30 protein-coding genes and 2 pseudogenes are annotated in these 25,074 nt (G+C 65.5%); 7 read left to right on the plus strand and 25 right to left on the minus strand.

Annotation, left to right across the window (positions count from 1 at the left end):
* Positions 1–15: 15 nt before the first annotated feature.
* From ACIA48_RS06385 to ACIA48_RS06410, 6 genes are all read right to left on the minus strand, one after another.
* On the minus strand, positions 16–480 hold the full coding sequence (locus tag ACIA48_RS06385; protein ID WP_396728841.1) for a hypothetical protein: 465 nt from the start codon (positions 478–480) through the stop codon (positions 16–18).
* Positions 481–538: 58 nt separating this feature from the next.
* The gene (locus ACIA48_RS06390) at positions 539–1,021 is read right to left on the minus strand and encodes a nitroreductase/quinone reductase family protein (protein WP_396728843.1); all 483 of its coding nucleotides are present in this window, start codon (positions 1,019–1,021) and stop codon (positions 539–541) included.
* Between the two features lie 30 nt (positions 1,022–1,051).
* Positions 1,052–1,459, minus strand: a complete 408-nt coding sequence (locus tag ACIA48_RS06395; RefSeq protein WP_396730646.1) for a flavodoxin family protein — start codon at positions 1,457–1,459, stop codon at positions 1,052–1,054.
* Between the two features lie 62 nt (positions 1,460–1,521).
* Positions 1,522–1,986: a hypothetical protein gene (locus ACIA48_RS06400; protein WP_396728845.1), complete on the minus strand. Its 465-nt coding sequence runs from the start codon at positions 1,984–1,986 to the stop codon at positions 1,522–1,524.
* The gene (gene dapB / locus ACIA48_RS06405) at positions 1,986–2,720 is read right to left on the minus strand and encodes a 4-hydroxy-tetrahydrodipicolinate reductase (protein WP_396728847.1); all 735 of its coding nucleotides are present in this window, start codon (positions 2,718–2,720) and stop codon (positions 1,986–1,988) included. The genes ACIA48_RS06400 and dapB overlap by 1 nt, the downstream gene beginning before the upstream one ends.
* Before the next feature lie 21 nt (positions 2,721–2,741).
* Complete coding sequence (locus ACIA48_RS06410) at positions 2,742–3,257, minus strand: Lrp/AsnC family transcriptional regulator (protein WP_396728849.1); 516 nt, start codon at positions 3,255–3,257, stop codon at positions 2,742–2,744.
* 90 nt (positions 3,258–3,347) lie between these two features.
* Here ACIA48_RS06410 and ald point away from each other — a divergent pair, with 90 nt between their 5' ends.
* On the plus strand, positions 3,348–4,463 hold the full coding sequence (ald, locus tag ACIA48_RS06415; protein WP_396728851.1) for an alanine dehydrogenase: 1,116 nt from the start codon (positions 3,348–3,350) through the stop codon (positions 4,461–4,463).
* Between the two features lie 5 nt (positions 4,464–4,468).
* On the opposite strand, the gene ACIA48_RS06420 is transcribed toward ald, so the two are convergent.
* The 7 genes from ACIA48_RS06420 to ACIA48_RS06450 all read right to left on the minus strand — a co-directional run bounded on the left by ACIA48_RS06420 (position 4,469) and on the right by ACIA48_RS06450 (position 11,830).
* Positions 4,469–4,882, minus strand: coding sequence for a YchJ family protein (locus tag ACIA48_RS06420; protein WP_396728853.1), 414 nt, complete (start codon positions 4,880–4,882; stop codon positions 4,469–4,471).
* 199 nt (positions 4,883–5,081) lie between these two features.
* A complete protein-coding gene (gene bla / locus ACIA48_RS06425; RefSeq protein ID WP_396730648.1) occupies positions 5,082–5,888 on the minus strand; it encodes a class A beta-lactamase in 807 nt (268 codons plus the stop codon).
* 99 nt (positions 5,889–5,987) lie between these two features.
* The gene (locus ACIA48_RS06430; protein WP_396728855.1) at positions 5,988–7,328 is read right to left on the minus strand and encodes a M16 family metallopeptidase; all 1,341 of its coding nucleotides are present in this window, start codon (positions 7,326–7,328) and stop codon (positions 5,988–5,990) included.
* Positions 7,306–9,600, minus strand: coding sequence for a polyribonucleotide nucleotidyltransferase (locus tag ACIA48_RS06435; protein WP_396728857.1), 2,295 nt, complete (start codon positions 9,598–9,600; stop codon positions 7,306–7,308). The genes ACIA48_RS06430 and ACIA48_RS06435 overlap by 23 nt, the downstream gene beginning before the upstream one ends.
* 319 nt (positions 9,601–9,919) lie before the next feature.
* On the minus strand, positions 9,920–10,411 hold the full coding sequence (locus ACIA48_RS06440; RefSeq protein WP_396728859.1) for a hypothetical protein: 492 nt from the start codon (positions 10,409–10,411) through the stop codon (positions 9,920–9,922).
* Positions 10,412–10,421: 10 nt separating this feature from the next.
* Complete coding sequence (gene rpsO / locus ACIA48_RS06445) at positions 10,422–10,691, minus strand: 30S ribosomal protein S15 (protein WP_396728860.1); 270 nt, start codon at positions 10,689–10,691, stop codon at positions 10,422–10,424.
* A gap of 158 nt (positions 10,692–10,849) precedes the next feature.
* On the minus strand, positions 10,850–11,830 hold the full coding sequence (locus ACIA48_RS06450; RefSeq protein WP_396728862.1) for a bifunctional riboflavin kinase/FAD synthetase: 981 nt from the start codon (positions 11,828–11,830) through the stop codon (positions 10,850–10,852).
* A 107-nt stretch (positions 11,831–11,937) separates the two neighbouring features.
* Between ACIA48_RS06450 and mntR the strand changes: the two genes are divergently transcribed.
* Positions 11,938–12,609: a manganese-binding transcriptional regulator MntR gene (mntR, locus tag ACIA48_RS06455; protein WP_396730650.1), complete on the plus strand. Its 672-nt coding sequence runs from the start codon at positions 11,938–11,940 to the stop codon at positions 12,607–12,609.
* A gap of 4 nt (positions 12,610–12,613) precedes the next feature.
* On the opposite strand, the gene ACIA48_RS06460 is transcribed toward mntR, so the two are convergent.
* The 6 genes and pseudogenes from ACIA48_RS06460 to ACIA48_RS06485 form a co-directional block, all read right to left on the minus strand.
* Positions 12,614–13,549 carry an alpha/beta hydrolase gene (locus ACIA48_RS06460; RefSeq protein WP_396728864.1) on the minus strand — a complete coding sequence of 312 codons (936 nt, stop codon included), beginning with the start codon at positions 13,547–13,549 and terminating at the stop codon, positions 12,614–12,616.
* 47 nt (positions 13,550–13,596) lie between these two features.
* Positions 13,597–13,680: pseudogene (locus ACIA48_RS06465) on the minus strand (hypothetical protein); the annotation flags it as partial.
* Between the two features lie 8 nt (positions 13,681–13,688).
* Positions 13,689–14,087: a DUF6632 domain-containing protein gene (locus ACIA48_RS06470; protein WP_396728866.1), complete on the minus strand. Its 399-nt coding sequence runs from the start codon at positions 14,085–14,087 to the stop codon at positions 13,689–13,691.
* A 67-nt stretch (positions 14,088–14,154) separates the two neighbouring features.
* Positions 14,155–15,036: a tRNA pseudouridine(55) synthase TruB gene (truB, locus tag ACIA48_RS06475; RefSeq protein ID WP_396728868.1), complete on the minus strand. Its 882-nt coding sequence runs from the start codon at positions 15,034–15,036 to the stop codon at positions 14,155–14,157.
* Positions 15,033–15,713, minus strand: coding sequence for a 4'-phosphopantetheinyl transferase (locus tag ACIA48_RS06480; RefSeq protein WP_396728870.1), 681 nt, complete (start codon positions 15,711–15,713; stop codon positions 15,033–15,035). Before ACIA48_RS06480 ends, truB begins: the two co-directional genes overlap by 4 nt.
* Positions 15,710–16,660 (minus strand): metallophosphoesterase family protein, encoded by a 951-nt coding sequence (locus ACIA48_RS06485; RefSeq protein WP_396728872.1) that lies wholly within the window; start codon positions 16,658–16,660, stop codon positions 15,710–15,712. Before ACIA48_RS06485 ends, ACIA48_RS06480 begins: the two co-directional genes overlap by 4 nt.
* A 156-nt stretch (positions 16,661–16,816) precedes the next feature.
* Between ACIA48_RS06485 and ACIA48_RS06490 the strand changes: the two genes are divergently transcribed.
* Positions 16,817–17,404, plus strand: coding sequence for a DUF3558 domain-containing protein (locus ACIA48_RS06490; RefSeq protein ID WP_396728874.1), 588 nt, complete (start codon positions 16,817–16,819; stop codon positions 17,402–17,404).
* Here ACIA48_RS06490 and ACIA48_RS06495 read toward each other — a convergent pair.
* Together ACIA48_RS06495 and ACIA48_RS06500 are read right to left on the minus strand one after the other, a co-directional pair.
* Entirely contained in the window at positions 17,394–18,455 is a 1,062-nt protein-coding gene (locus ACIA48_RS06495; protein ID WP_396728876.1) for a hypothetical protein, read from the minus strand. The two genes, ACIA48_RS06490 and ACIA48_RS06495, sit on opposite strands and share 11 nt — an antisense overlap.
* Positions 18,445–19,578, minus strand: a complete 1,134-nt coding sequence (locus ACIA48_RS06500; RefSeq protein ID WP_396728878.1) for a sulfotransferase family protein — start codon at positions 19,576–19,578, stop codon at positions 18,445–18,447. The genes ACIA48_RS06495 and ACIA48_RS06500 overlap by 11 nt, the downstream gene beginning before the upstream one ends.
* A gap of 43 nt (positions 19,579–19,621) precedes the next feature.
* Between ACIA48_RS06500 and ACIA48_RS06505 the strand changes: the two genes are divergently transcribed.
* Positions 19,622–20,236, plus strand: a complete 615-nt coding sequence (locus ACIA48_RS06505) for a TetR/AcrR family transcriptional regulator (protein WP_396728880.1) — start codon at positions 19,622–19,624, stop codon at positions 20,234–20,236.
* A gap of 10 nt (positions 20,237–20,246) precedes the next feature.
* Positions 20,247–21,925: pseudogene (locus ACIA48_RS06510) on the plus strand (CocE/NonD family hydrolase).
* Between the two features lie 124 nt (positions 21,926–22,049).
* Here the strand turns inward: ACIA48_RS06510 and ACIA48_RS06515 are convergent.
* From ACIA48_RS06515 to ACIA48_RS06525, 3 genes are all read right to left on the minus strand, one after another.
* A complete protein-coding gene (locus ACIA48_RS06515; protein WP_396728882.1) occupies positions 22,050–22,283 on the minus strand; it encodes a hypothetical protein in 234 nt (77 codons plus the stop codon).
* A gap of 136 nt (positions 22,284–22,419) precedes the next feature.
* The gene (locus ACIA48_RS06520) at positions 22,420–22,971 is read right to left on the minus strand and encodes a DUF1802 family protein (RefSeq protein WP_396730652.1); all 552 of its coding nucleotides are present in this window, start codon (positions 22,969–22,971) and stop codon (positions 22,420–22,422) included.
* A gap of 8 nt (positions 22,972–22,979) precedes the next feature.
* Positions 22,980–23,261 (minus strand): DUF2277 domain-containing protein, encoded by a 282-nt coding sequence (locus tag ACIA48_RS06525; RefSeq protein WP_396728884.1) that lies wholly within the window; start codon positions 23,259–23,261, stop codon positions 22,980–22,982.
* Between the two features lie 22 nt (positions 23,262–23,283).
* On the opposite strand from ACIA48_RS06525, the gene ACIA48_RS06530 reads away from it, so the two are divergent.
* Both ACIA48_RS06530 and ACIA48_RS06535 read left to right on the plus strand, forming a co-directional pair.
* On the plus strand, positions 23,284–24,051 hold the full coding sequence (locus tag ACIA48_RS06530) for an enoyl-CoA hydratase (protein WP_396728886.1): 768 nt from the start codon (positions 23,284–23,286) through the stop codon (positions 24,049–24,051).
* A complete protein-coding gene (locus tag ACIA48_RS06535) occupies positions 24,048–24,614 on the plus strand; it encodes a class I SAM-dependent methyltransferase (protein ID WP_396728888.1) in 567 nt (188 codons plus the stop codon). Before ACIA48_RS06530 ends, ACIA48_RS06535 begins: the two co-directional genes overlap by 4 nt.
* Position 24,615: 1 nt before the next feature.
* On the opposite strand, the gene ACIA48_RS06540 is transcribed toward ACIA48_RS06535, so the two are convergent.
* Positions 24,616–25,068, minus strand: coding sequence for a hypothetical protein (locus tag ACIA48_RS06540; protein WP_396728890.1), 453 nt, complete (start codon positions 25,066–25,068; stop codon positions 24,616–24,618).
* Positions 25,069–25,074 lie beyond the last annotated feature (6 nt).

Here is a 25,074-nt window from a genome sequence, read left to right on the forward strand (position 1 = left end):
ACCGCGGGACACCCACTACTTCTGTCCTTTTTCGTCGTCCCTGTGTAGATAGCTGCTGACCGCGCGGGCTATCCCCCGGCCTGCGTAGATGGCTGCGACCACCGACAAGATGATCATCGCGATGAACATCACCAGCCAGTTCGACCGGCTGTGGCTGACGTTCCACCAGATGATCGTGAACAGGACCGCGCAGATGAACACCACGATGTCGCGCCAGTTCCCACCGTAGGACGCCGCGGCTTCGCGGATCGCGCGCGACCGCTCTGTGCCCGCAACGAGGTCGGCGATGCGCTCGTTGATGCTCGCTTTCAGGCGGGCTTTCAACTCGGGCTCATCATCGGGAATGCGCTCCAGCAGATCCATGTCTTTGGCGATCATGCCGCGCACATCAGGCCCCTTGAAGGTGCCGGCCGCGGCGCCCAGCAGGGCACCACCGGCGATCGGCGCTGCGCCCAAAGCGAGTTCGGCGATTCCTGGCATGCGTCTACCTCCGTGTCGAGGGGCAATAGTAGTTCGCCCCGACGGCAACCGGATTGTTTCAGGACGTGACCGGAGTCAGGATGACGACCGGAATCTCCCGATCCGTCCGTCCTTCGTAATCCCTGAAGTACGGGTACATCTGAACCAGCCGAAACCATAATTCCGGTCTCGCGTCCGAACTCGCCTGGGAAGCCTCGACGGTGACGGTTGAATCCAGCACCTGCAGTTCGGCCCGCGGATTGGTCCGCAAGTTGAGCCACCATGCCGGGTCGGTGTCGCTGCCCGAGTAGGCGGCGGCTATCACGAATCGTTCGCCATCCTTGACGTAGATCAACGGAACGGTGCGCGGCCTGCCGGTCTTGCGCCCAGTGACGGTCAACAGCATGGTCGGATATTTTGGGTTCTGGGCTTTTCCGGAGGTAGCTCGGTAGGCCAAGGCGTGCAGAGCGCTGACCGTGCGCGTGACGACGCGCATCGACGGGCGTCGCAAAATGTCGCTGACGGCGTTGAAGAACCGCGACGTCGAACCGGCTGTCACCACAATTTGCCTCCGTCCGTGCTGACCAAACGGTTACGGAGTACCCATCAACGTCGCGGCAACCGTGGCGCCGAGCTCCCAGCAGGCCTCGAGGTCGGCCTTGCTCGGCTTGCCCGAGACGACAACGTATTCGGCGGCCTTAGTCCAGCCCAGACCCGTCGTGATGGCAGTGACTCCGTTTTCGGCGCCCTCAGTCCCCTCGTTTCCGTGAAGGTACAGACCGAAGGGACGTCCACGCGTCGCGTCCAGGCACGGATAGTAGACGACATCGAACGCGTGCTTGAGTGCCCCGCTCATGTAGCCGAGGTTTGCCGGGCTGCCGAGCAGATAGCCGTCGGCTTCGAGCACGTCGTGTGCCGAGACGGTCAGCGCCGGCCGCCGCACTACCTCGACGCCCTCGATCTCGGGGTCGCTGGCGCCGGCGACGACGGCCTCGAACATCTCGTGTGTATGCGGCGACGGAGTGTGATGGACGATCAGCAGGGTCTTATTCGATGGATTGCTCACTTACGCTCCTCCATCTCGACGGCTTTCTTCATGGCTTCGCGGGCACGGCTGCGATCACCCGCGTAGTCGTAGGCGCGCGCCAGCCGATACCAGCGTCGCCAGTTGTCCGGATCCTGCTCCAGTTCGTCGCGCACCGTCGCGAAAAGCGCGTCGGCAGCCCCGCGCTCGATTCGTCCCGACGCCATCCGCGGTAGCGAGCTGACGTCGAGTTCCATGCCCTCGTCCTTGACGATCCTGCCCAGCCGCTGATGCGTGAACCCCGCCCGCAGCGTGCTCACCAGAACCCAGATGCCGATCAACGGCATGATCAACAGCGCGAAACCCAGCCCGAGCGCGGCGGGTTCACCAGAGGTGATGAACGCCAACGCGATTCGGCCGAGCAAAAAGAAATAGACGACGAGCGCGACGCACATGAAGCCGATCAGCAGCTGAATGCGAAGAGCCCGCGATTTCTCACTCATCAGAGGTCGAGCAGCGGCTCGATACCCACGGTGAGGCCTGGACGCTCGGCCACCTTGCGGACTGCGAGCAGCACCCCGGGCACGAACGACGTGCGGTCGATGCTGTCGTGCCGGATCGTCAACGTCTCGCCCTGCGTGCCGAACAGCACCTCCTGGTGCGCGACGAGGCCCGCGAGTCGCACCGAGTGCACCGGGATTCCGTCGACGTCGGCACCGCGCGCCCCCTCGAGCCCGGTGCTCGTCGCGTCGGGGTTGGGCGGAAGGCCTTTTCGCGCCTCTGCGATCAGCCGGGCCGTGCGGGCGGCCGTGCCCGAGGGCGCATCGGCCTTGTGCGGGTGATGCAGTTCGATGACTTCGACGGACTCGAAGAACTTTGCGGCCTGCTGCGCGAAATGCATCGACAGCACGGCGCCGATCGCGAAGTTCGGCGCGATGATTACCGCGACATCCGGCTTGGCGGCCAGCCACTCCTGCACCTGGCTGATCCGATCGTCGGTGAATCCGGTCGTGCCGACGACCGCGTGGATTCCGTTGTCGATCACGAATTTCAGGTTGTCCATCACGACGTCGGGATGCGTGAAATCGATGACGGCGTCGGTGCGCGAGTCGACCAATTGACTCAGCGGATCGTCGGCGTCGACCCCCACGGTGAACGTCAGGTCCGCGGCGTCCACGACCGCCGTCACCATCGTCTCGCCGACCTTGCCCTTGGCTCCCAGCACCGCCACTCGCATGGGGCAACCCTAGTTGGTCACTTACAGCGGGGAGGCGCCGCGCAAGTGCTCGAAGATGAGCGATGTCTGCGTGCCTGCCACGTCGGCGTCGGCGTTGAGGTTCTCCACCACGAACGAGCGCAGGTCGTCGGTGTCGCGCGCGGCGACGTGCAAGATGAAATCTTCCGCGCCGGCGAGAAAGTAGACGTCCATCACCTGGGGCTTGAGCCTGATCTGGTGGATGAAGCTGTGGATCTTGCCGCGGGCATTGGACTGCAGGCTCACCGAGATCATCGCCTGCAGAGTCAGACCGATGGCAGCCGGATCGATGTCGGTGTAGAAGCCCCGGATGACCCCGAGGTCCTGCAACCGTCGCAAACGCGCGTGACACGTCGACGGGGCGATGCCGACGGCGTCGGCCAAGGCACTGTTGGAGATGCGGGCATCGCCGTGCAGCGTGAGAAGGATCCGCCGGTCGACGTCGTCGAGCTCGACAGCCCGAACATCCTTCGGCGAACGCGGTAGGCGCGCAGTCCGCACCGATGTTTCTTCACTCATTAGCGGATTCTATCGAATAATAGGCGGAGATATTGCCATTACATCGAATGTTCTTCACACTTAAGCAGTAAATCGACTATAGGAGCGATCATGCGCGTCGGTGTCCCGACCGAGATCAAGAACAACGAATTCCGCGTTGCCATCACCCCGGCAGGTGTCGCCGAGCTGGTCCATCGGGGCCATGAGGTCCTCATCCATGCCGGCGCGGGCGAGGGCTCCGCGATCTCCGACGCCGACTTCAAACGGGCGGGCGCCCAAATGATCACCAGCGTCGACGAGGTCTGGGAAGAGGCTGACCTACTGCTCAAGGTGAAGGAGCCGATCGAGGCCGAGTACTCGCGCTTGCGCGAGGGGCAGACGCTGTTCACCTACCTGCACCTGGCCGCTTCCAAGCCGTGCACCGACGCGTTGTTGTCCTCGGGCACCACGTCCATCGCCTATGAAACCGTCCAGTTGGCGGACGGGTCTCTGCCGTTGCTCGCTCCGATGAGCGAGGTCGCGGGACGACTGGCTGCCCAGGTCGGCGCGTATCACCTGATGCGCACCCACGGCGGGCGCGGCGTCCTCATGGGTGGTGTCCCCGGCGTAGCGCCTGCCGACGTCGTGGTGATCGGCGGCGGAATGGCCGGCGACAACGCCGCCGCCGTCGCCAAGGGCATGGGCGCCCGCGTCACCGTCTTCGACCTGAACATCAACACCCTTCGCAAGATCGACGCCGAGTACGGCGGCAGCATCGAGACCCGCTACTCGTCGCGCCTCGACCTCGAAGACGCGGTCAAAGACGCGGATCTCGTGATCGGTGCGGTCCTGGTCCCGGGCGCCAAGGCCCCGAAACTCGTCACGAATTCGACTGTCGCACATATGAAGCCCGGTGCGGTGCTCGTCGACATCGCGATCGATCAGGGTGGTTGCTTCGAGGATTCGCGGCCCACCACGCACGACGACCCGACCTTCGCGGTCCATGACACCGTCTTTTACTGCGTGGCCAACATGCCGGGCGCCGTGCCGCGTACGTCGACCTACGCGCTGACCAACGCCACGATGCCGTATGTGCTCAAGCTCGCCGACCGAGGGTGGAAGTCTGCATGCCAGGCCGATTCCGCTCTCGCCAAGGGCCTGTCGACACACGAAGGGTCGCTGCTCTCCGAGCAGGTCGCGACGGACCTCGATCTGCCTTTCACTGATCCGGCAGCACTGCTGGCCTAGATCGTTCAGAACAACTCCCCGTCCACGTACAACCACCGACGGGCTCTCACGGCGAAGCGGGACCGCTCATGCAGGGTTCCCCCCGCGACAACAGGAGCAGATTGACCTGAGCGTCGGTTGTGTCGGTAGTGCGCGCGGAATTCGACCTCACCCGAGTCGTCGCCGGGGCGGCCGGCGACGGTGTCGACGATCTCCAGTCCGGTCCACGTCAAACCGGTCTCAGGCGTCAGCTCCGAGGGCCGTGTTCTCGGATGCCATGTCTGCCAGACGTAATCGAGGTTCTGAACGGCATATGCGCTATAGCGCGACCGCATCAATTGTTCGGCCGTCTCGGCCTGACGGTCGCCCAGGTGCAATGGCAGACAACAGCGGCCGAACGGCTGGGCCGACCCGCATGGACACAGTGCGGTCGGATCCACAGTCACAGTGTGCCAAAGGCGCAGTTTGCTGCGACATAGGGTCATTCCTAGGGGATCGGTAGGGATTCACCCGATTCCTCACACCGGCGTCTGCCATACCGTTGAGTACGGCGGCAGATGCTCGTCGCACGACCGGGGGACGTCTGACCGGGCACACCCGACTTACAGGGGGATCGGGTGTGTCTGGTTGGCAGACTCGTCACGCAAGCAGCGACGGCATCACAACTGTCGTAATCTCCCCGATGAGCGGCCGCAGATTCTCCGCCTTCGGATCATTTGCCTGTGATCGCGTCAAGATCGCGAGCAGCACGCGTTGTCCGTCGGGCCCGTACGCGATTCCCACGTCGTTCGTGGTGCCGTAATCCCCGCTGCCGGTCTTGTCGGCGCTGGTCCAGCCCGGCGGCAGCCCCGCCCGCATGCTCGACGTCTGGTTGGCGCGCATCCAGTCCTCGAGCAACCGTCGCTGCACCGGTGCGAGGACATCTCCGTCGAGCAACGCCCGGAATCCCCCACCCAGCGCCTCGGGCGTGCTGGTGTCGCGGAGATCGCCCGGGATCGCCGAGTTCAGCTCGATCTCCCAGCGGTCCAGCCGCGTCTGCCGGTCGCCGATACTGCGCGCGAACGCGGTGATCGCCTGCGGGCCGCCGATCCTGGTCAGCAGCAGGTTGGCCGCGGCGTTGTCGCTCTGCTGCAGCGCAGCCTGGCAGAGCTCGGCCAGCGTCATGTCCCCGCCGGCACGCGGTCCGGTGACGGGCGAATTCGGCAGGATCTGAGCCGGATCGACGAACATCGGATCGTCGAGCGACAGCTCGCCGTGCTGGGCCATCTGTAAGACCCGCGCCGAGGCGTACGCCTTGAACGTCGAGCACATCGCGAAGGGATCCTGCGCGCGATGGGCAACGGTCTTGTCGGACACCAGGTTTGTCGCGTAGAGGCCGATGGAGGCGTTGTGCCTCTGCTCCAATTCCTGGATGGAAGCTTCGATGGACGACGGCGGCTGCGCCATCGCGGGGTGCTGAGCGGATGCGGCCACTGCGGCGAGCGTCAAGCCGCCGAGCAGTACGTGCCGTCGGGATAGTTGAGTCATCGCCCCCAGCGTAGGCGGTCAGCGCGTGATCGCCCGAAGCGGCTGCGGCAACATTCTTTTCGAAGTTTGCGGTCCGAGAACAGCGCCACCGTACTGTCGGGTCAGCAGTTTGCGCGCAACGGAGTTCACCTCGTCGAGCGTCACGGCTTCGATCCTGGAGAGGGTGTCGGCGATGGTGCGATGCGCGCCGTAGTTCAGCTCGCTGCGGCCGATCCTGTGCATCCGGGAACCCGAATCCTCCAGGCCGAGCACCAGTCCGCCGCGAAGTGAGCCTTTCGCGATCCGGTATTCAGTCTCGGTGATACCGTCGCGGGCCACCGTCTGCAACACATCGGCGGTCACCCGGACCACCTCCGGAAAACGCTCTGGGAGACACGCGGCGTAGATCGACAGCGCGCCACTGTCGGCGAAAGTATCCACCGTCGAGTAGACCGAGTATGCCAGCCCGCGCGTTTCCCGAATCTGTTGGAACAAACGGGAACTCAGTCCGCCACCCAGGGCTGTGTTGAGCACGGACAGCGCCCACCGATGCTCCCAGTGCCGACCCGGTGTCCGGACGCCCAGCGAAAGATGGGTCTGCTCGGCGTCCTTGTTGACGATCTCCAGCGTCGGCCGGCCTGTGACGCGGCCGGTGCCCTTGCGCGGAGCCACCGGCTTGCGGCCACGCACCAGCCGAGGCCCGAAGTGCTCGCGCACCAACGACACCACTTCGTCGTGATCCACATTGCCCGCGACGGCAACGACCATCCGCTCCGGCGTGTAGCGCCGCATATGGAACGAATGCAGTTGTGCCCGGGTCATGGACGCAATCGACTGTGCGCTGCCGATCACCGGCCGCCCGACGGGATGCGCGCCGAACATCGCCGCCAGGAACACATCACCGAGGGTGTCCTCAGGGTCGTCGTCACGCATTGCGATCTCTTCGAGCACGACGTCACGCTCGATCTCGACATCGTCTGCGGCACAACGCCCCCGCAGCACGACGTCGGCCACCAGGTCGACAGCCAATTCGAGATCGGTGTCGAGGACGTGCGCGTAGTAGCACGTGTGCTCACGGGCGGTGAACGCGTTCAGCTCACCGCCGACGGCGTCAACCGCCTGCGCGATGTCGACCGCGGAGCGCGTCGGCGTCGACTTGAACAGCAGGTGTTCCAGGAAGTGCGCCGCACCGGCCACCGTCGGTCCCTCGTCACGAGAGCCGACGTCGACCCACACCCCGACCGATGCCGAATGCACCGACGGGACGTACTCGGTGACCACTCGCAGGCCACCGGGTAATACGGTGCGCCGCACCGCCGCAGATGATTCAGCGCCGCGTGTGCCGCGACGCAACGCCCTAGCTCGAGGCCGCTGCGGCATCTGCTGGTGCAGACTCCGAGGGGGCCTCCGCTGCGTCATCCTCTGCGACGAGGACCAGCGAGATCTTGCCGCGGTTGTCGATATCCGCGATCTCGACGCGCAGCTTGTCGCCGACCTTCACCACGTCCTCGACCTTGGCGATCCGCTTGCCACGGCCCAGCTTGGAGATGTGCACCAAGCCGTCCCGACCCGGCAGCAGCGACACGAACGCACCGAAATCGGTTGTCTTGACGACGGTTCCGAGGAACCGTTCACCGATCTTGGGCAGCTGCGGATTGGCGATCGCGTTGATCTTGTCGATAGCAGCCTGCGCCGCCTCACCATTGGATGCGCCGACGAACACGGTGCCGTCGTCCTCGATCGAGATCGACGCGCCGGTCTCCTCGGTGATCGAGTTGATCATCTTGCCCTTGGGCCCGATGACCTCACCGATCTTGTCAACCGGCACCTTGATCGTGGTGATCCGCGGTGCGTACGGGCTCATCTCGTCAGGCGTGTCAATGGCCTCGGCCATCACCTCGAGAATCGTCAGGCGCGCGTCCTTGGCCTGTGCCAGCGCTCCTGCCAGCACCTGCGACGGGATGCCGTCGAGTTTGGTGTCGAGCTGCAGCGCGGTGACGAAGTCCTTGGTGCCTGCGCACTTGAAGTCCATGTCGCCGAAGGCATCCTCGGCGCCGAGGATGTCGGTGAGGGTGACGAAGCGGCGTTCGGTTCCGCCACCGTCCACCTCGACGTCATCGGACACCAGACCCATCGCGATACCGGCGACCGGCGCCTTCAGCGGGACACCGGCGTTCAGCAGGGACAGGGTCGACGCACACACAGAACCCATCGACGTCGAGCCATTGGAGCCCAGCGCCTCAGACACCTGGCGGATGGCGTACGGGAACTCCTCGACGCTCGGCAGCACGGGCATCAGGGCCCGTTCTGCCAGCGCACCGTGGCCGATCTCGCGCCGCTTGGGCGAACCGACGCGGCCGGTCTCACCGGTCGAATACGGCGGGAAGTTGTAGTGGTGCATGTACCGCTTGCTGGTCTCGGGTCCCAGCGAGTCGATCTGCTGCGCCATCTTGACCATGTCCAGCGTGGTGACACCCATGATCTGGGTCTCGCCGCGTTCGAACAAGGCACTGCCGTGCGCCCGCGGGATCACAGCCACCTCGGCCGACAGCGCGCGGATATCGGTGATCCCGCGGCCGTCGATGCGGAAGTGGTCGGTCAGGATGCGCTGGCGCACAAGCTTCTTGGTGAGCGATCGGAATGCTGCGCCGATCTCCTTCTCACGGCCGGCGTACTGCTCACCCAACCGATCGAGCACCTCGCCCTTGATCTCGTTGGTGCGATCGTCGCGCTCTTCCTTGCCCGCGATGGTCAGCGCCTTGGACAGCTCGTCGGTGGCGACCGAGGACACCGCGAAGAACACGTCGTCCTGGTAGTCGGGGAACACCGGATAGTCGGCCGTCGGCTTGGCGGCCTTCTCGGCGAGCGCCTCCTGTGCGGTGCACAGCGCGGCGATGAACGGCTTGGCTGCCTCGAGACCCTCGGCGACGACGGACTCGGTGGGGGCGCCCGCGCCACCGGCGACGAGCTCGATGACTTTGTCAGTCGCTTCTGCCTCGACCATCATGATCGCGACGTCGGCCGAATCCCCCTGGCCGACCTTGCGGCCCGCGACGACCATGTCGAACACGGCTCCCTCGAGCTGCTCGATGGTCGGGAACGCGACCCACTGGCCACCGCCGGCGGTGCCGGCAGTCGGACTGGGGATCAGCGCGACGCGCACGCCACCGACCGGGCCGGCGAACGGCAGGCCGGAAATCTGGGTCGACGCCGATGCGGCGTTGATCGCCAGCACGTCGTACAGATCCTTGGGATCCAGGCTCATCACGGTGACGACGACCTGGATTTCGTTGCGCAGACCCGAGACGAACGTGGGGCGCAGCGGCCGGTCGATGAGGCGGCAGGTCAGGATCGCGTCCGTCGACGGCCGGCCTTCGCGGCGGAAGAACGAACCGGGGATGCGACCCGCGGCGTACATCCGCTCCTCGACGTCGATGGTCAAGGGGAAGAAGTCGAAGTGGTCTTTGGGCTGCTTGCTGGCGGTGGTGGCCGACAGCAGCATGGTCTCGTCGTCGAGGTACGCGACGACAGAGCCGGCAGCCTGCTTGGCAAGCCGGCCGGTCTCGAAACGGATGGTGCGGGTGCCGAAGCTCCCGTTGTCGATGACGGCGGTGGATTCGTACACGCCGTCTTCAAGTTCAACTACAGACATGGGTGTCCGTATGGCCTCTCTTGTTCACAGTCTTCACTGTTCAACTGTTTTCGCGTTGTCACAGGGTGTGAATCATCGGCCTCGACTAGGCCACGGCCATCGATCGAAGCTGTCGGGTATCGGACCCGGCAGCCACTACCGAAGACCGTGCGATCGGGCATGTCGTTGATTCAGCACAGTCCGATATGACACGCGGGAACGGCGCTCGCGGAACTGCGATCACCGCACCCAAACATTCGAGCCGAAACCGGCTGTCGAACTCAGCCATCCTACATTGCAGCAGGTACGGCCCGAAATCCACTGGGGTCTCGCGCACCTCTCAAGCCACATCCTCCACACAAACGGTGAAGTTGCGCTCGTCGTAGGCGTACCCGACGCCGCTGGCGCACTGGTCGACGTTGGCGACGTCCCCCAGGATCTCAGTGGCACGCTGCCGGTTGGGCACCGAGGAGTCGTCGCAGCCCACCCGCAGCGGATCCTTGTCGTTGGTCGGATCGATGCTCATGCAGTCTCCGACGACCCAGTCGATATCCATGCAGATCGTGGTGCTGGTATCGGAGAACGTGCTGCGCATCGAGTAATACGTGTCGACGTCCGCCGGGCATTGGTCGCTGTTCTCGACGGTGGCGGCGACCTTGAAATTGGAGTCTGGACTACCGCATTCGACCCTGGTGACTTCCGGCCGCTCCGGGGTACCACCCGTCTTCAGACAGTCCCCCACCGCGAGATTCGCGGCGGACGAGGACGAACACCCCGTCAAACCCCCCAATACAACGATCGCCGCTATGGCGATCGCGGGCAGGTTCTGCACCTGCGTCGCGTCAGCGACGCAGCCCGAGGCGCTCGATCAACGAGCGGTAGCGCGCGACGTCGACCTGCGCGATGTACTTGAGCAGCCGGCGCCTGCGGCCGACCAGCAGCAGCAGACCACGTCGGGAGTGGTGATCGTGCTTGTGCATCTTCAGGTGCTCGGTCAGATCGGCGATGCGCTTGGTCAGCAGCGCGACCTGGGCCTCCGGCGAACCGGTATCGGTGCCGTGCAGGCCGTATTCGCCAAGAATGGTCTTTTTCTGTTCGGCAGTGAGCGCCACGAAACAACTCCATCTTTTCAGTCCGCGAACATGGGGCGCTGAGCCCCGAAATAAGCGCAGCCACCGCGAACTGCAGCACACGCTCGGTCGGCGAGGAGTCTACAGCGCACCCGCGGCGAGCCGCGAATTCGGCAGCGGTCGAGCCGCGAAATCGCAGGCTATTGCGCCGCCAGGATGGTCCGCGCGCGCTCGGTGTCGGCGCCCATCGCGGTGACCAGCTCCTCGACCTTGGCGAATTTCTCCTGCCCCCGAATGCGCGCGACGAAATCCACCGCAACGTGCTGGCCGTACAGATCGGCCGACGTATCGAGCACGAACGCCTCCACGGTGCGGGTGCGCCCGGAGAACGTCGGGTTGGTGCCGACCGAGACGGCTGCCTGATAGCGCTCACCTGGGACAACGGCTCCCGCGATGGGGCCGTGGCCGAGCACGGTGAACCACGCTGCGTAGACGCCGTCGGCCGGAATGGCCGAGTACATCGGCGGTGCGACGTTGGCCGTCGGAAAGCCCAGGACCTTGCCGCGTCCGTCGCCGCGCACGACGACGCCCTCGACGCGGTGCGGGCGCCCGAGCGCCTCGGTGGCGGCGACAACGTCACCGGCGTCGACGCAGGACCGGATGTAAGTCGACGAGAACGTGACAGTCTCGTCGCGGTTGGTGGCGGCCTCGGATACCAAAGACATGCCCTCGACCGCGAAACCGAACCGATCGCCTGCCTTGCGAAGCAGGTTGACGTTGCCGGCCGCTTTCTTCCCGAAGGTGAAGTTCTCTCCGACCACCACCTCGACGACGTGCAGGCGCTCGACGAGCAGTTCGTGGACGTAGCGCTCGGGCGTGAGCTTCATGAAATCCGAGGTGAATGGCATGACCAGGAAGACATCGATGCCCATGTCCTCGACCAACTCGGCGCGTCTAGTCAGTGTCGTGAGCTGGGCGGGATGGCTGCCCGGGAAGACGACCTCCATCGGATGCGGATCGAAGGTCATCAGGACCGTCGGCACGCCACGGGATCGACCCGCCTTCACGGCGTGGTTGATCAGCTCCTGATGGCCTCGATGAACACCGTCGAACACGCCGATGGTGACGACACATCGGCCCCAGTCCGTCGGGATCTCTTCCTGTCCCCGCCAGCGCTGCACAGCGCCAGCCTACGGCGCACGCGTCCCTACGGCCTCGCTAGATCGCCAGATCAGGTGACGATTGCCTAAACTTCGTAAGCGTGAACGGTGATCCGCGCGACTTGACGATGGTCGCCCAGGATTACCTGAAGGTGATCTGGACTGCTCAGGAGTGGTCGCACGAGAAGGTCAGCACCAAGATGCTGGCCGAACGGCTCGGCGTATCCGCCAGCACGGCCTCGGAGTCGGTGCGCAAACTTTCCGACCAGGGTCTCGTCGATCACGAGAAGTACGGCGCCGTCACGCTGACCGAAGCCGGCCGCGCTGCCGCGCTCGCGATGGTTCGCAGGCACCGGCTCATGGAGACCTTCCTCGTCCGCGAACTCGGCTACAGCTGGGACGAGGTGCACGACGAAGCCGAGGTGCTCGAGCACGCGGTGTCCGAGCGGATGCTCGAGCGTATCGACGCCAAGCTCGGCCATCCGACACGCGACCCGCACGGTGACCCCATCCCTGCGTCAGATGGTCGGGTCCCGACCCCGGACGCCCGCCAGCTGTCGGTCTGCCGAGACGGCGATACCGGGACCGTCGCGCGGATCTCGGATTCCGACCCGGAGATGCTGCGGTATTTCGACAGCGTCGGTATCAGCCTGGACTCGCGGCTTCTGGTGCTGGCCCGCCGTGACTTCGCGGGCATGATTTCAGTCGCCGTTAAGTCTGCCGACGCGGACGAGCACGAGAAGGGGACGACCGTGGAGTTGGGAAACCCTGCGGCAGAAGCTATCTGGGTGGTCGGCTAGTCGGTCACGCGACGGCCGCCCCGAGGAACTGTCCGGCCGTCATCAGACTTGTCAGTCCTCGGCGTTCGTCGAGCGGCCGCAGCCAGTACCCGTGCATCAGTCCCGGCCACATCCGAGTATCGCAATGCCCGCCGGCAGCGATCACCTTGGCGGCGAACGCCTCTGCGTCAGCGCGCATCAGTTCCCTTGAGCCGTAGTGCAGGTCGATAGGCGGTAGCTCGGAGAGATCCGCGTTCAGGAGACACAGGCGAGGGTCGTCGACGTCGTGGCCGCCGACATAGATGGCCAGTGCACGCGCCGCGAGTTTGGGATGCAGGGGTTGCTTACGGCTGCGCGGATCGGCGCTGGAGGCGCGAAATGCGGGGTCGATCAGCGGGCCGAACAGCGAAAGCGCCGCAGGGCCGGGAACACCTTCTCGCTTGGCGCGCAACGCGACCGCCACCGCGAGGTGCCCGCCCGCGGAGTCGCCCGCGATCACGACCTTGGCCGGATCGTATCCACGGTCGAGCAGCCATCGGTAGGCCGCAAAGGAGTCGTCTTCGGCTGCCGGAAAAGGACTCTCGGGCGCGAGCCGATAGTTGACCGTGAGCGCGAGGATGCCCGAGTGCGTCGACAGGTGGGACGCAAACCCGCGATGAGTTCGCGCCGAGCAGGCGACGTATCCGCTGCCGTGCAGGACCAGAATCACCGGACCCTCGCCGCGAACCGGAACCCCGACGCCGGGACCGCGAACCCATTCGCCGCCAAGCGGCAGGCGGGCGGGCACGATCTCGGTGCCCGGCACGACCGGACTCATCCGGGCGATCGCCGCGTCGAGGCTCGGCCGCAGCCGCACCAGCAGCGAGGGGTTCGCCACCGCGAATCCGAGCAGGGCTGAGAATCCGGCCCCTGAGGCGCGCCTCGAGGCAGAACGGCCGATCGCTGGTACCGAACGCGTCATCCAGACAACAACCCCTTGGCAGCACGGGCAAGCTGCTCGACACGCTACTCGGATACGTACCCATTTCCGCCGAACAACTGAACTGCGTCCGCGGCCGCGTCGGTCGCGCCTTCCGAGGTGTACGACTTGACCGTGAGTGTCAGCCTGCCGCGACTCGCTCCTTGAGACCCGCGGCACGGACGAGCACTGCCAGAACCACGGCCGCCAGAAGCAATGCGGGCACATCGCCCCACAGATGCCCCATGTGATGGCCGTGCCCGAATGACTGCACCGCCATGATCACGGCGTGCACCAATGAAGACCACACGAAGAACCAGATGAAGCTCAGGTTCGCTTCGGGCTTGCGCGCGGCATTGAGCAGAAAGACCCCGATGGTGAGGTAAATGCCGACGATCATCATGAAGTACTGGGACTCATACGGAGCCCCGGCATGCCATGCCCATCCCGACGGCCAAACGACCGACAGCGGGTAGAGCAGCAGTGCGACGACCCCGAATACGGCAAGGGCGAGCTGCAGCAGTTTGTACGGATTCGTCATGCGGGCCCCTATCCGAGAAGCGAAAACCAGTATGCGCCGCGGACCGTTCGCAGTGGCGCGAAACTACTCACAACGTGGCAGGACGCAGCACGACAACAGATTTCGTGCGCATGCCCTCGTCGTGCAGCAGCGCGAGGACGTGGCCGTCGGGAGCCGTGGCGGCGTAAACACCCTCGATGTCCGCGCGCTCGAGCGCGCGCCCGTGGCGGGTGTCCTCGGCCTCGCCGGCCGACAGGTCGCGGCGCGGGAACGTCTGTAGACACGCCTCATCGAGCGTGTACGACAGGCGCGGCCGCTCGGCGAGTTCCTCCAAACCGGCGGCCTGATCCAGTCCGAACGGGCCGACCCGGGTCCGGCGCAGCGCGGTGAGGTGTCCGCCGACGGCGAGCGCGGCGCCGACGTCACGGGCCAGCGCGCGAATGTAGGTACCACTGGAACAGTCCACATCGACATCCACGTCGACGAATTCACCCTCCCGCCGGACGGACAGCACGTCGAACCGCTCGATGCGAACGCTGCGCGCTTTGAGTTCGACGGTTTGCCCCTCGCGCGCGAGCTTGTAAGCCCGCTGGCCGTCCACCTTGATGGCGCTCACGGCCGACGGAATCTGATCGATCTCGCCGCGCAGCGCGGCTACGGCGGCCTCAATCTGCGCCTCGGTGACTCCGTCCGCTGAAACCGTCTGCAGCACTTCACCTTCGGCATCTTCGGTCGACGTCGTCTGACCCAACCGAATCGTCGCGGCGTACGACTTGTCGGTCAGTGTCAGCATGCCGAGGATCTTGGTAGCCCGCTCGATGCCGATGACCAATACGCCGGTTGCCATGGGGTCGAGGGTGCCTGCATGACCGACCTTCCGGGTGCCGAAGATCCTCCTGCAGCGGCCGACAACGTCGTGGCTGGTCATTCCCGCCGGCTTGTCCACGACGACAAGGCCAGCGTCGCTCATAAGACGATCGCCGTCAGCGCCAGACCGTCGCGCACCGACCACCGGCCCGAAAGCGTCTGCAGCGGTGGACCCGACGGCGCGGACGGGTCGATGAGTATCCGCGATTGGAACTCGCCCGCAGTACGGGTGCCGTCGACGTCGAAGGTGATGTGTGCGTCCTCGAATCCGAGCCAGCGGTGCGTCACCGGGAACCACGCCTTGTAGGTAGCCTCCTTGGCGCAGAACAGGATTCGATCCCAGTGCAGTCCGGTCGGCAGTGCTTGTAATTCGCTGCGCTCACCCGGGAGGCTGATCGCGTCGAGCACGCCCTTGGGGAGCACGTCGTGCGGCTCGGCGTCGATACCGACGGACCTGATCGCGTCGCGCCGGGCCACGGCGGCGCCACGGTAGCCCTCGCAATGGGTGAGGCTGCCGACGATGCCGTCGGGCCAGCGCGGTTCGCCCTTCTCCCCCTTGAGGATCGGCACCGGCGCGATTCCGAGCTCGCCAAGCGCCTCGCGCGCGCAGTACCGCACGGTGATGAACTCGTTGCGCCGCTTGGCCACCGACTTCGCGATGAGCGTCTCTTCCTCGGGTAGCGGCGCGAGTTCCGGCGGGTCGGTGTACATCTCGGCGGCGGCCAGCCCCTGTCCCCTGTCGGGCAGCACGACGGAGAGCAGTGTCGCCATCACAGTCATGATTGCCTGGCCTTGATGCGCTGCTGCATCTTCTGGGCGTGCTCGCGCATCTCGTCGGTGATTTCGAAGTGCCCACCGAATTCGTTGAGATACCCGGGCGCATATTTCGGGTCAGGCAGAATCTGCCGCAGCCATCGATATGGCTTGCGGCGCCGCCACTCCCGCGGATATCCGACTGACACCTCTTCGTGGCGAACCCCGTCGTACCAGGTGGTGCGCGGGATGTGCAGGTGGCCGTACACCGAACACAATGCGTTGTATCGGGTGTGCCAGTCGGCGGTCGCTGTGGTGCCACACCACAGCGAAAACTCCGGATAGAACATCGCATCGCAAGGTTCGCGGACCAACGGGAAGTGATTCACCAGCACGTTGGGCGTCATCCAATCGAGGTCCTCGAGCCGCTTGCGGGTCAGGGCGACCCGGTCACGGCACCAGGCGTCCCGGGTGGAGTACGGCTCGGCAGACAGCAGGTACTCGTCGGTGCCCACGATGTTGCGCTCGCGGGCGATGGCCAGACCCTCAGCCTTGGTCGCCGCTCCCTGCGGCAGGAACGTGTAGTCGTACAGCAGGAACATCGGCACGATGGTCGCCGGGCCGCCCTCCTCGGTCCACACGGGAAACGGGTGCTCCGGAGTGATGACGCCCATCTGGTCGCAGACGTCGACGAGGTAGTCGTAACGAGCCTTGCCGAAGATCTGCATCGGATCGCGGTTGGTGGTCCACAGCTCGTGATTGCCGGGCACCCAGATCACCTTGGCGAAGCGTTTCCGCAGCAGATCCAGTGCCCAGTGGATCTCGTCGGTCCGTTCGCCGACATCGCCCGCCACGATCAGCCAGTCGTCGGGAGTGGAGGGGTAGAGCGACTCGGTGATGGGCTTGTTGCCCGTGTGACCGGTGTGGAGGTCGCTGATCGCCCAGAGAGTGGGCTGCCTGCCGTCGCGTGTCACAGCCCACCAGCCTACGTGCGGGCGGCGAACACTCTCGCACCCCGACTAGAACAGGTTCTCGTTTCCGCTTCGGGCCCTGACCCGAGGCCGCTACACTCCCCGGGCAGGATCGGACTAGAGGCCGGCGGCCCCGCCGCCACGACAGCAGGGGGTGTAATGATCGCCAAGCTGCGCATTCTCGCAGTGCTGTGTGCGCTCGTCGCAGCGGTGATCGTGATAGGCCAGTCCAATCCCGACGAACCCTTGCAGGTGCGTGCGACGGACATTCCGATGACGAACGTCACAACGAGCATCAAATACCCGGTCATCGATATCACCGATCCGGATCCGTTCAACCCGTGCCGCGACCTCCCCCTCGACGTGATGGGATCCCTCGGTCTCGCCTTCACGCCACCGATCCCCGAGGAGGGGATGCGGTGCAAGTACGACGCGGGCAACTATCAGATGACCGTTGAGGCGTTCGTGTGGAAGACGTACGAAGAGGCCCTCCCCGCGGACGCCATCCAGCTCGACATCGACGGACACCGTGCCGCGCAGTGGTGGGTCATGAAGCCGACCGACTGGAACAACCGCTGGTGGGTCACCTGCGCCATTGGCTTGGACACCGATTATGGCCTGATCCAGCAGACGATCTTCTTCTCGACGATTTACTCCAACCCGCCGCCGGACTGCATGCAGACCAATCTGCAGCGCGCCCACGAGTTGATCCCGCACTACATTTTCCAGGGCCCCTCTAACGAGTGATCTTGTCCATCGGGCTCGAGCGCTCGAGCATCCCGATGGTTTCTTCACCGTCCCACCGGTAACGCACGCCTGCCTGCTGCAGCCCCGGAAACGTCCAGTTCGCCATCTTCTCGAGCATTTCTGCGGGCACCTCGCTGGGATCGGTGATGTCATGTGTCGACACCACCGTCTCGCCCTCGATGCGGACGGTGCCGCGCTCGGTTTCGAGCACGACCGAGACGTCCTCCCCTCCTGCCTGCAGCCGTGTCAGCCACGGCGCCGCGACCGCGCGCGCCGGGATCAGCTCGCCGTCTCCGTCAAACAGGTAGCCCTCGTTGAACGCGGGCTCTCCGTCGGGCCGCGGTGGGTAGGCGATGTAGCCGAACGCTCGTCCGCCGGGAAACAGCGCCGACTGCCAGCAGTGGCCCCAGAAGCCCTCCAGGCGGCGTACGCCCTGGCGACGGATTCGTAGACCAGTTCCCGTGAACGCGTGTTGCTCGCCTGCCACATGTACCGAGCCGGTCGCGCGGAACAGCTGCTCGTAGCGGGGTCCGCCCATCAGATCGCCCACGATCGAGGTCTTCAGCTGTGTATCCGCATCGGCCTGCAGAGCGCCTTGTACCCATGGCGGTACGACCATCGTCGCCTCAACCTGGAACCGCAGGTCCACCGACGGCCCGTCCTTGCGGCCCGCGATCAGGCTCGTCGACGACGTCGCGTCGGCCTGTCCGTCGAACGTCATCGTCCAGACGTCGAACGGCTTGACGCACGTGAACGTGAGCGGACCGGCGCCCAGCACCGACGGTTTACCGTCCGGCCCGATGGACGGCAGGCTCTTGCCCTCGTCGCGCAGTCGGTACACCCGCCCGTCGGCGAATGCGACGTTCACCTGGACGCCGTGCGCCTCCCAGTTCGCCGCGACCGCTTCGACACCGATGCGCGGCAATCCCACGACGCCGCGATCGTCGACGACCCAGAAACTCACCGAGTCCCGCATCTCCGGGTTGTCCGGTCGCTCGGCGAACATGTATTCGCGCTGCGGGTCGATGCCACCGGTCAGATCAACTGCCATGAATACTCCCCAGGTAGGTGTCCACATAGGTGGCGAACAGCGGCCGAATTGCGTTGAAGTCCATACCGAATGCCTGTGGGTCGGCCTTCGGATGCGGTTCACGATTCTCGGCGTTCTCGGCCCACCAGGCGCGCATACCGTCCTCGAACTCGGGGGTGATGGGCGCGTCGAGCCAGGCGTACAGCCGGCGCACCTCACCGATCGGGTCATCCTGCATCGCGCGAAAGTCGATGTCGTAGAAGCGATCATCGGCACCACCCATGCGGAACGCCAATGCGCGGTCCATGCCCGTCGACCATTGTTTGACGTTGAGGTCGCCCAGATACCGGCGATCGACGTCGTCGCTGAACCCGGACACGATGTCGGCGTAAACGTCGGCCACAGAGAGCATCACGTCGGTCGGGTCGCGGTGCGTCATCACGAAGCGGGCGTCGGGAAACACCCGGTCGAGGTAGTCCAGGGAGATCACGTGCGCCGGCGATTTCAACCGCCAGGGCCGCCGCGGCTGACCCCACTGGAGCAGCTTCAGGACGCGGCGCTCGTAGCGGTAGGTCGAGGTGAAGTCGGCCCGGTCCAGCAGCCAGTCGGAGTATGACGGAATCTGCGCGAACGCCTGGAACATCTGCGATTTGAAGTCGAGCGCCATCAGATCGAGGCATTCCATCGGCCCCGCGATGTCGTTGGGCACGTGGTGCCTGGTGCCGACGACGACTGGACGCGCTTCCGGCGGGATTCTCGGGTCGTCACCTTCCACCGTCGACGGCGGCGGACACGGCCGCGTCGACTCCCAACTGCGTAGATAACGAACGTGCGGATCGCGGGCCAGCAGGAACGACAGCGCCGTCGACCCGGTGCGCGGCAGACCGAGCCCGAACAAGGGCGCGACGATCGGCTCGTCGTCGATCTCGGGATGACGTCGGTACCAGTCCTCGACCTGCAATCGCTGGCACAGGTGCAGTCCGATGCGATCGTGGATGAACGCTTCACCGCGGGCGTTCAGCCGTGCCTCATTGGCGAGGGCACGCACCAGAATTTCCAGGCCCTCGCGGAAGGAGTCGTCGCCGAAATCGTCAAGCCCGGTGCGTTCGACCGCCGCGGCGGTCAACTCGTCGCACGATGCCACGGTGCACCTCCCAAGACTTTGGTGACAGTACACTGTCACTATTATGAGCGACTCGTCAATAGCGCGGCGCACCTATGACAACCGGATGCGTCAGCAGAAGGCGGCCCAGACGCGGGAGCGCATCGTCGCGGCGGGCAGCGACCTGGTGCGCTCCTTTGACTCCTGGAACTGGCGGGACCTGACGTTCAAGGCGGTGGCCGAGCGCGCGGGCGTGGGCGAACGGACGGTCTACCGGCACTTCCCCACCGAACGACATCTGCACGACGCGGTCATGCAACGCCTGGAGTCCGACGCGGGCATCTCGTACGAGGACGTCGACCTGACCAACATCGACGACGTGACGGCCAAAGTATTCGCGTCGCTGCAACGGTTCTCTGTACGCAAATCGGTGGAGACACCCGAGGATCCGACGTTCGTCGGCGTCGACGTCCGCAGGCGCGAAGCGCTCATGCGTGCGGTGTCGGCGGCCGCACCCGGATGGTCAGCCGGTGAACAACAGATGGTGGCGGGCCTGCTCGACGTGCTGTGGAACGTGCCCAGCTATGAGCGGCTGGTCGGGGTGTGGGGCATCGACGGGACCGGTGCGACGCGTGCGATCGGATGGTTGATGGCCATGGTCGTCAAGGCAATCGAAAATGACGATGCACCACCCCGGTAGCCTGCCTGAGATGACCGCGGTCTCCGACGATGCCACCGCCACTCAAACCAAATTAGGGACATTGCGTGACCGGACCCTGACCCGACTGCTCCACCTTCCGCCGCGGACGACCGAGTACACGGTGCACCGCGTGCGGGTGCCGATGCGCGACGGTGTCGAACTGCTCGCCGACCACTACGAGCCGGCCCTCAACCCGATCGGCACACTGTTGGTGCGCTGCCCATACGGCCGGGGCTTCCCGTTCTCCACGATTTTCGCCGGCGTGTACGCCGCCCGCGGCTACCACGTTGTGCTCCAAAGCGTGCGAGGCACATTCGGCTCCGGGGGCGAGTTCGACCCGATGGTCAACGAGAAGGCCGACGGCGCCGACACCGTCGTATGGCTGCGGCGCCAGCCATGGTTCACCGGTTCGTTCGCCACCATCGGCCTGTCGTATCTGGGCTTCACCCAGTGGTGCCTGCTCGCCGACCCGCCGCCGGAGATGAAAGCTGCCGTCATCACCGTGGGTGTGCACGACCCCAGCGGCCCCCGCTGGGGCGCCGGATCATTCGGCCTGAACGACTTTCTCGGCTGGAGCGACCTGATCGTCCACCAGGAGGGCCCGAGACTGCGCTCGGCGATCCGCCAGGTTCGCGCCAGGCGTGCGCTGAGCCGGGCGACAAGCGGTCTGCCCACGGGAGAGGCGGGCCGGACGCTGCTCGGCAAGGGTGCGACGTGGTGGGAGGAATGGCTCGACCACCCCGAAGCCGACGACCCATTCTGGGCTGAGCGGAGCGCCTGGGATGCGTTGCAGCGCACTGATATTCCGGTGCTGCTGATCGGCGGCTGGCAGGACCTGTTTCTGGAGCAGACGCTCGCCCAGTACGACGCGCTGAAGCGGCGCGGGGTCGACGTCGCCATGACCGTCGGCTCATGGACGCACACCCAGGTCATGTACAAGGGCGCAGCGACGGTGGTTCGCGAGTCGCTGGGCTGGTTCGACGCACACCTCGGCGGCAAGGGAACGGCGCGCGCGCCCGTTCGCATCGAGGTGAACGGTAAGGGCTGGACCGAGTTGCCGGAGTGGCCGCCCGCGATGCCAGAACGGGTGCTCTACCTACAACCCACGGGCCGCCTGGGCGAAGCGGTGCCGCCCGACACCGCGCCCCCGACGCGATTCACCTACAACCCGGTTGATCCGACGCCCACTGTGGGCGGCCGAATGCTCGCACCCGGGGGCGGCTACCGCAAGGACGCGAAACTCGCCGAACGACCAGATGTGCTGTGTTTCACCGGCGATCGGCTGCCGCCGATCTGTACGTCGTCGGTACGCCGGTCATCGAGCTGACGCATTCCTGTGACAACCCGTATCACGATGTGTTCGTCCGGGTCAGCGAAGTCGACGCCAAGGGCGTCTCCCGCAACGTGAGCGACGGATACCGCCGCAGCGCAACGCGTTCGGGCGAGCCAGGCACCGTTCGGATCGAGCTGGATGCGACCGCGCACCGGTTCCGTGCCGGATCGCGAATCCGGGTGCTCATCGCGGGGGGTTCGCACCCGCGGTTCGTCCGCAATCTCGGTACCAGCGAGCCGTTGGTCAGCGGGCGCGAGCTCATGGTGTCAACACATACCGTGCACCTCGGTGAAGGTGGTGTGTCGCGGCTCCTCCTCCCCGCCGGACCAGAATCGCCGCCAGGTCACAGCAAATAGAATTTACCCGGCTAACCGCAAATTCTACGAACTGCAAGTAATTCATATGAAACGCATATCCCAACGACAAAAGGTGGCAGGTAAATAGGCCCTGAAGCCCTTTCACCTGCCACCTTTATTGTGGTCAGTCACCCAGGACATACAGGGGCGATGAGTGGGACCCCCACACCTTCGGCAGCGACACCAGCGGCGGCGTCGTATGGATCGACACGTGGCCAGGACGCTGGATAGTCGTGTTGCCACCCGAGTCGTGCGTGCTCGTCACGGTTGCCGCCGCGGCGCCGGGCGCTGACGCGATCGCGGCAGCGACAGCGCCGGCACCGATGAACATTGCGAAAGTTCGCGGGTTGATGCTCATTTGCGTTTCTCCCTTATCTATTATTGCTGCGGTGTTTTCCGCACAACATTCAATTTAGGGAGAGATCACGCGCATGTCGCGTTCTTCATAGCTAATTCAAATAGACGTCCGTCGTAGCTTTTGCGACAAACCGACCTCAGCCGACGGCTCGGCGGACTCGCGCGGCCACATCCTCGAGCGCCTCGTCGGAATGCACCGGCGGCGCCCAGGTCGGATCGACGGGCAGCGGCACCCAACTCTTGCAGCCCGCGTACTCGGGCGTACGCGGCAGATGGACCGGCTCCCGCAGGGCGCTGGCTTGCACCACCAACACGGTGAGGCGGTGTTTGGGACGGAAGTCCAGTCGATCGGCCCGCACCGATGCGGCGGTCCAGATGTGCAACGACTCGATCTCGTCGAGCGCGTCAGGCCTGGCGACCTCGATGGCGGCGACGACCTGCGCGCCGGCCCGCAGGACGACCTCATCGTCGGTGCTGTCGGCTGCCGCTGCGTCAACCAGGTCGCTGTGTTCGGGCCGTACCCGTTCGGCATGGCTATGGGCGACGGTCGGGAAGAACAGGAAGCGGGATGCGTTGAGCGCGAACCGCTTCTCGTGAATGCCGCCCTTGCGCAGCAGCACGGTCTGCCTGCCATCGAGCAGGCCGTGCACCGCCGCACTCCACTCCTTGAGCGCGGGCTGGGTAAGGATCTGCGCGGTCACCCGGTGCCGGCGGCTCGGGCCTCGATGCGCGCCCGAACCTCGGGACGCCGCAGCGGTGGAATGGTCTTGGGTGGTTGACGTCGCGGCGCAAGCCCGTCGAGCAGCCTCGTCGTGATGGCGGTGACTTCGGCGACCGCCTCCTCGAAGGCCTCGACGTTTGGGCCGGACGGCCGCGTGATGCCGCTGACCTTACGGACGTACTGACGTGAGGCCGCCTCGATTTCCTCCGCGGTGGCCGCCGGCTCCAAGCCGCGTAGCTCGGTGATGTTTCGGCACATGAGTCCACGATAGGTTCGAGCCATGACAGAGCCCAACAACACCGACATCCTGCTGATCGACACCCAGGATCGGGTGCGGACGCTGACGCTGAACCGTCCACAGGCGCGCAACGCCCTATCGGCGGCGCTGCGCACCCGGTTCTTCCAGGCGCTGCGGGATGCGGAGAGCGCTGACGACGTCGACGTGGTCATCTTCACCGGTACCGATCCGGTGTTCTGTGCGGGACTGGACCTGAAAGAACTCGGCGACACCACCGAACTGCCCGATATCTCGCCGAAGTGGCCGTCGATGACCAAGCCGGTCATCGGCGCGATCAACGGCGCCGCGGTGACGGGCGGGCTGGAGCTCGCGCTGTACTGCGACATCCTGATCGCCTCGGAGAACGCCCGGTTCGCCGACACTCATGCCCGCGTCGGTCTGCTGCCGACGTGGGGCTTGTCGGTGCGGCTACCGCAGAAAGTCGGTGTCGGGATGGCCCGACGCATGAGCATGACCGGTGACTATCTCTCGGCCGCCGAGGCCCTCCGGGCCGGACTGGTCACCGAGGTCGTGCCGCACGACGAGCTGATCCCCACCGCACGCCGGATCGCGGCGTCGATCGTCGGCAACAACCAGAAGTCGGTGCGCGCGCTGCTGGCGTCGTATCACCGCATCGACGACGCGGGCACGGCCGAGGGTCTGGCGATCGAGGCCGAGTCGGCGATCGAATGGATGCGCTCGGCCAGCGGCGACGACATCGCCGCCAACCGCGCCGCCGTCTTCGAACGCGGACGGGCGCAGGTTCGGTGAACGAGGCGCACGAGCGTTGCGGCAGCGACGAGTGGCGCCAAATGATTCGCGAGGTCATCTTGCCGTGGGCGCTAGGCGAAACCGACTTGGGTGACGACGTTTTGGAGATCGGCCCCGGGTACGGGGCCACCACCGACGTGCTCAGCGAAACCGTGCCGCGACTGACGTCGGTGGAGATCGACGAGCAACTGGCGACGATGCTGACCGACCGCTTCGCCGCCAAGCCCGGTGTCCAGATCGTGCGTGGCGACGCGACAGCGTTGACGTACGAGAACGGACGCTTCACCGGCGCAGCGTGTTTCACGATGCTGCATCACGTTCCGACCATCGAGTTGCAGGACCGGCTCTTCACCGAAGTCGCCCGTGTGCTGCGGCCCGGCGCCGCGCTGGTGGCCAGCGACAGTCTGGCCAGCGACGAGCTCGAGGCGCATCACGAAGGCGACACCTACAACCCCGTCGACCCGTCGACGCTGGAATCCCGTTTGGTCACAGCGGGTTTCGAACGCATCGAGATACGCACCAATCCGTACGGCTGGTCCGCGATCGCGCGCGTAGCAGAATGATTCAGGGGCTGGGTGGGACGTCGATGTCGACCTTGACCACCTGTTCGATTCCCGGCTGATATGTGACGGGCTCGGACGAAGTGGGGCCGAAGGTCGGACTCAGCTCGCCAGCGGGACCCGAGAACTGGACGTTGAACGACGGCAGGACCGGAGCGCTGGTGATGTACAGCGCTTCGCAGATGTCGTCCCGCAGGCGCGAGCGGAAGAACTGACCGACCGCGACCTTGGGTGGGTCGATCGCGGTAGCACCGTCGGAGAGCACCACCGACGATCCGCGGCGAACGGGCCCGAGCGCTGCCGTGCCGACGCACTGGTCGTCGCCGTCGACCTGCTCGAACGACTGGCGGATCTGCACGTAGACGGCGGTTCCGACGGTCGCCTGCGCCGTCGATGGCGGCGCCGCGACGAGGCTTGCCGAGGCCACGACGGCGATGCCGAACGCGAGCCGTTTCATGGCAGG

This window comes from Mycobacterium sp. NPDC051804 (assembly GCF_044452905.1).
Lineage (GTDB): Bacteria > Actinomycetota > Actinomycetes > Mycobacteriales > Mycobacteriaceae > Mycobacterium.

Coding starts and splice junctions, on each gene's coding strand:
- ACIA48_RS06385 (WP_396728841.1), bottom strand. CDS start 480: ATGCCAGGAATCGCCGAACTCGCTTTGGGCGCAGCGCCGATCGCCGGT.
- ACIA48_RS06395 (WP_396730646.1), bottom strand. CDS start 1,459: ATGTTCGAGGCCGTCGTCGCCGGCGCCAGCGACCCCGAGATCGAGGGC.
- ACIA48_RS06400 (WP_396728845.1), bottom strand. CDS start 1,986: ATGAGTGAGAAATCGCGGGCTCTTCGCATTCAGCTGCTGATCGGCTTC.
- dapB (WP_396728847.1), bottom strand. CDS start 2,720: ATGCGAGTGGCGGTGCTGGGAGCCAAGGGCAAGGTCGGCGAGACGATG.
- ACIA48_RS06410 (WP_396728849.1), bottom strand. CDS start 3,257: ATGAGTGAAGAAACATCGGTGCGGACTGCGCGCCTACCGCGTTCGCCG.
- ald (WP_396728851.1), top strand. CDS start 3,348: ATGCGCGTCGGTGTCCCGACCGAGATCAAGAACAACGAATTCCGCGTT.
- bla (WP_396730648.1), bottom strand. CDS start 5,888: ATGGCGCAGCCGCCGTCGTCCATCGAAGCTTCCATCCAGGAATTGGAG.
- ACIA48_RS06430 (WP_396728855.1), bottom strand. CDS start 7,328: ATGCCGCAGCGGCCTCGAGCTAGGGCGTTGCGTCGCGGCACACGCGGC.
- ACIA48_RS06435 (WP_396728857.1), bottom strand. CDS start 9,600: ATGTCTGTAGTTGAACTTGAAGACGGCGTGTACGAATCCACCGCCGTC.
- mntR (WP_396730650.1), top strand. CDS start 11,938: ATGGTCGCCCAGGATTACCTGAAGGTGATCTGGACTGCTCAGGAGTGG.
- ACIA48_RS06460 (WP_396728864.1), bottom strand. CDS start 13,549: ATGACGCGTTCGGTACCAGCGATCGGCCGTTCTGCCTCGAGGCGCGCC.
- ACIA48_RS06470 (WP_396728866.1), bottom strand. CDS start 14,087: ATGACGAATCCGTACAAACTGCTGCAGCTCGCCCTTGCCGTATTCGGG.
- truB (WP_396728868.1), bottom strand. CDS start 15,036: ATGAGCGACGCTGGCCTTGTCGTCGTGGACAAGCCGGCGGGAATGACC.
- ACIA48_RS06480 (WP_396728870.1), bottom strand. CDS start 15,713: ATGACTGTGATGGCGACACTGCTCTCCGTCGTGCTGCCCGACAGGGGA.
- ACIA48_RS06490 (WP_396728874.1), top strand. CDS start 16,817: ATGATCGCCAAGCTGCGCATTCTCGCAGTGCTGTGTGCGCTCGTCGCA.
- ACIA48_RS06495 (WP_396728876.1), bottom strand. CDS start 18,455: ATGGCAGTTGATCTGACCGGTGGCATCGACCCGCAGCGCGAATACATG.
- ACIA48_RS06505 (WP_396728880.1), top strand. CDS start 19,622: ATGAGCGACTCGTCAATAGCGCGGCGCACCTATGACAACCGGATGCGT.
- ACIA48_RS06515 (WP_396728882.1), bottom strand. CDS start 22,283: ATGAGCATCAACCCGCGAACTTTCGCAATGTTCATCGGTGCCGGCGCT.
- ACIA48_RS06525 (WP_396728884.1), bottom strand. CDS start 23,261: ATGTGCCGAAACATCACCGAGCTACGCGGCTTGGAGCCGGCGGCCACC.
- ACIA48_RS06530 (WP_396728886.1), top strand. CDS start 23,284: ATGACAGAGCCCAACAACACCGACATCCTGCTGATCGACACCCAGGAT.
- ACIA48_RS06540 (WP_396728890.1), bottom strand. CDS start 25,068: ATGAAACGGCTCGCGTTCGGCATCGCCGTCGTGGCCTCGGCAAGCCTC.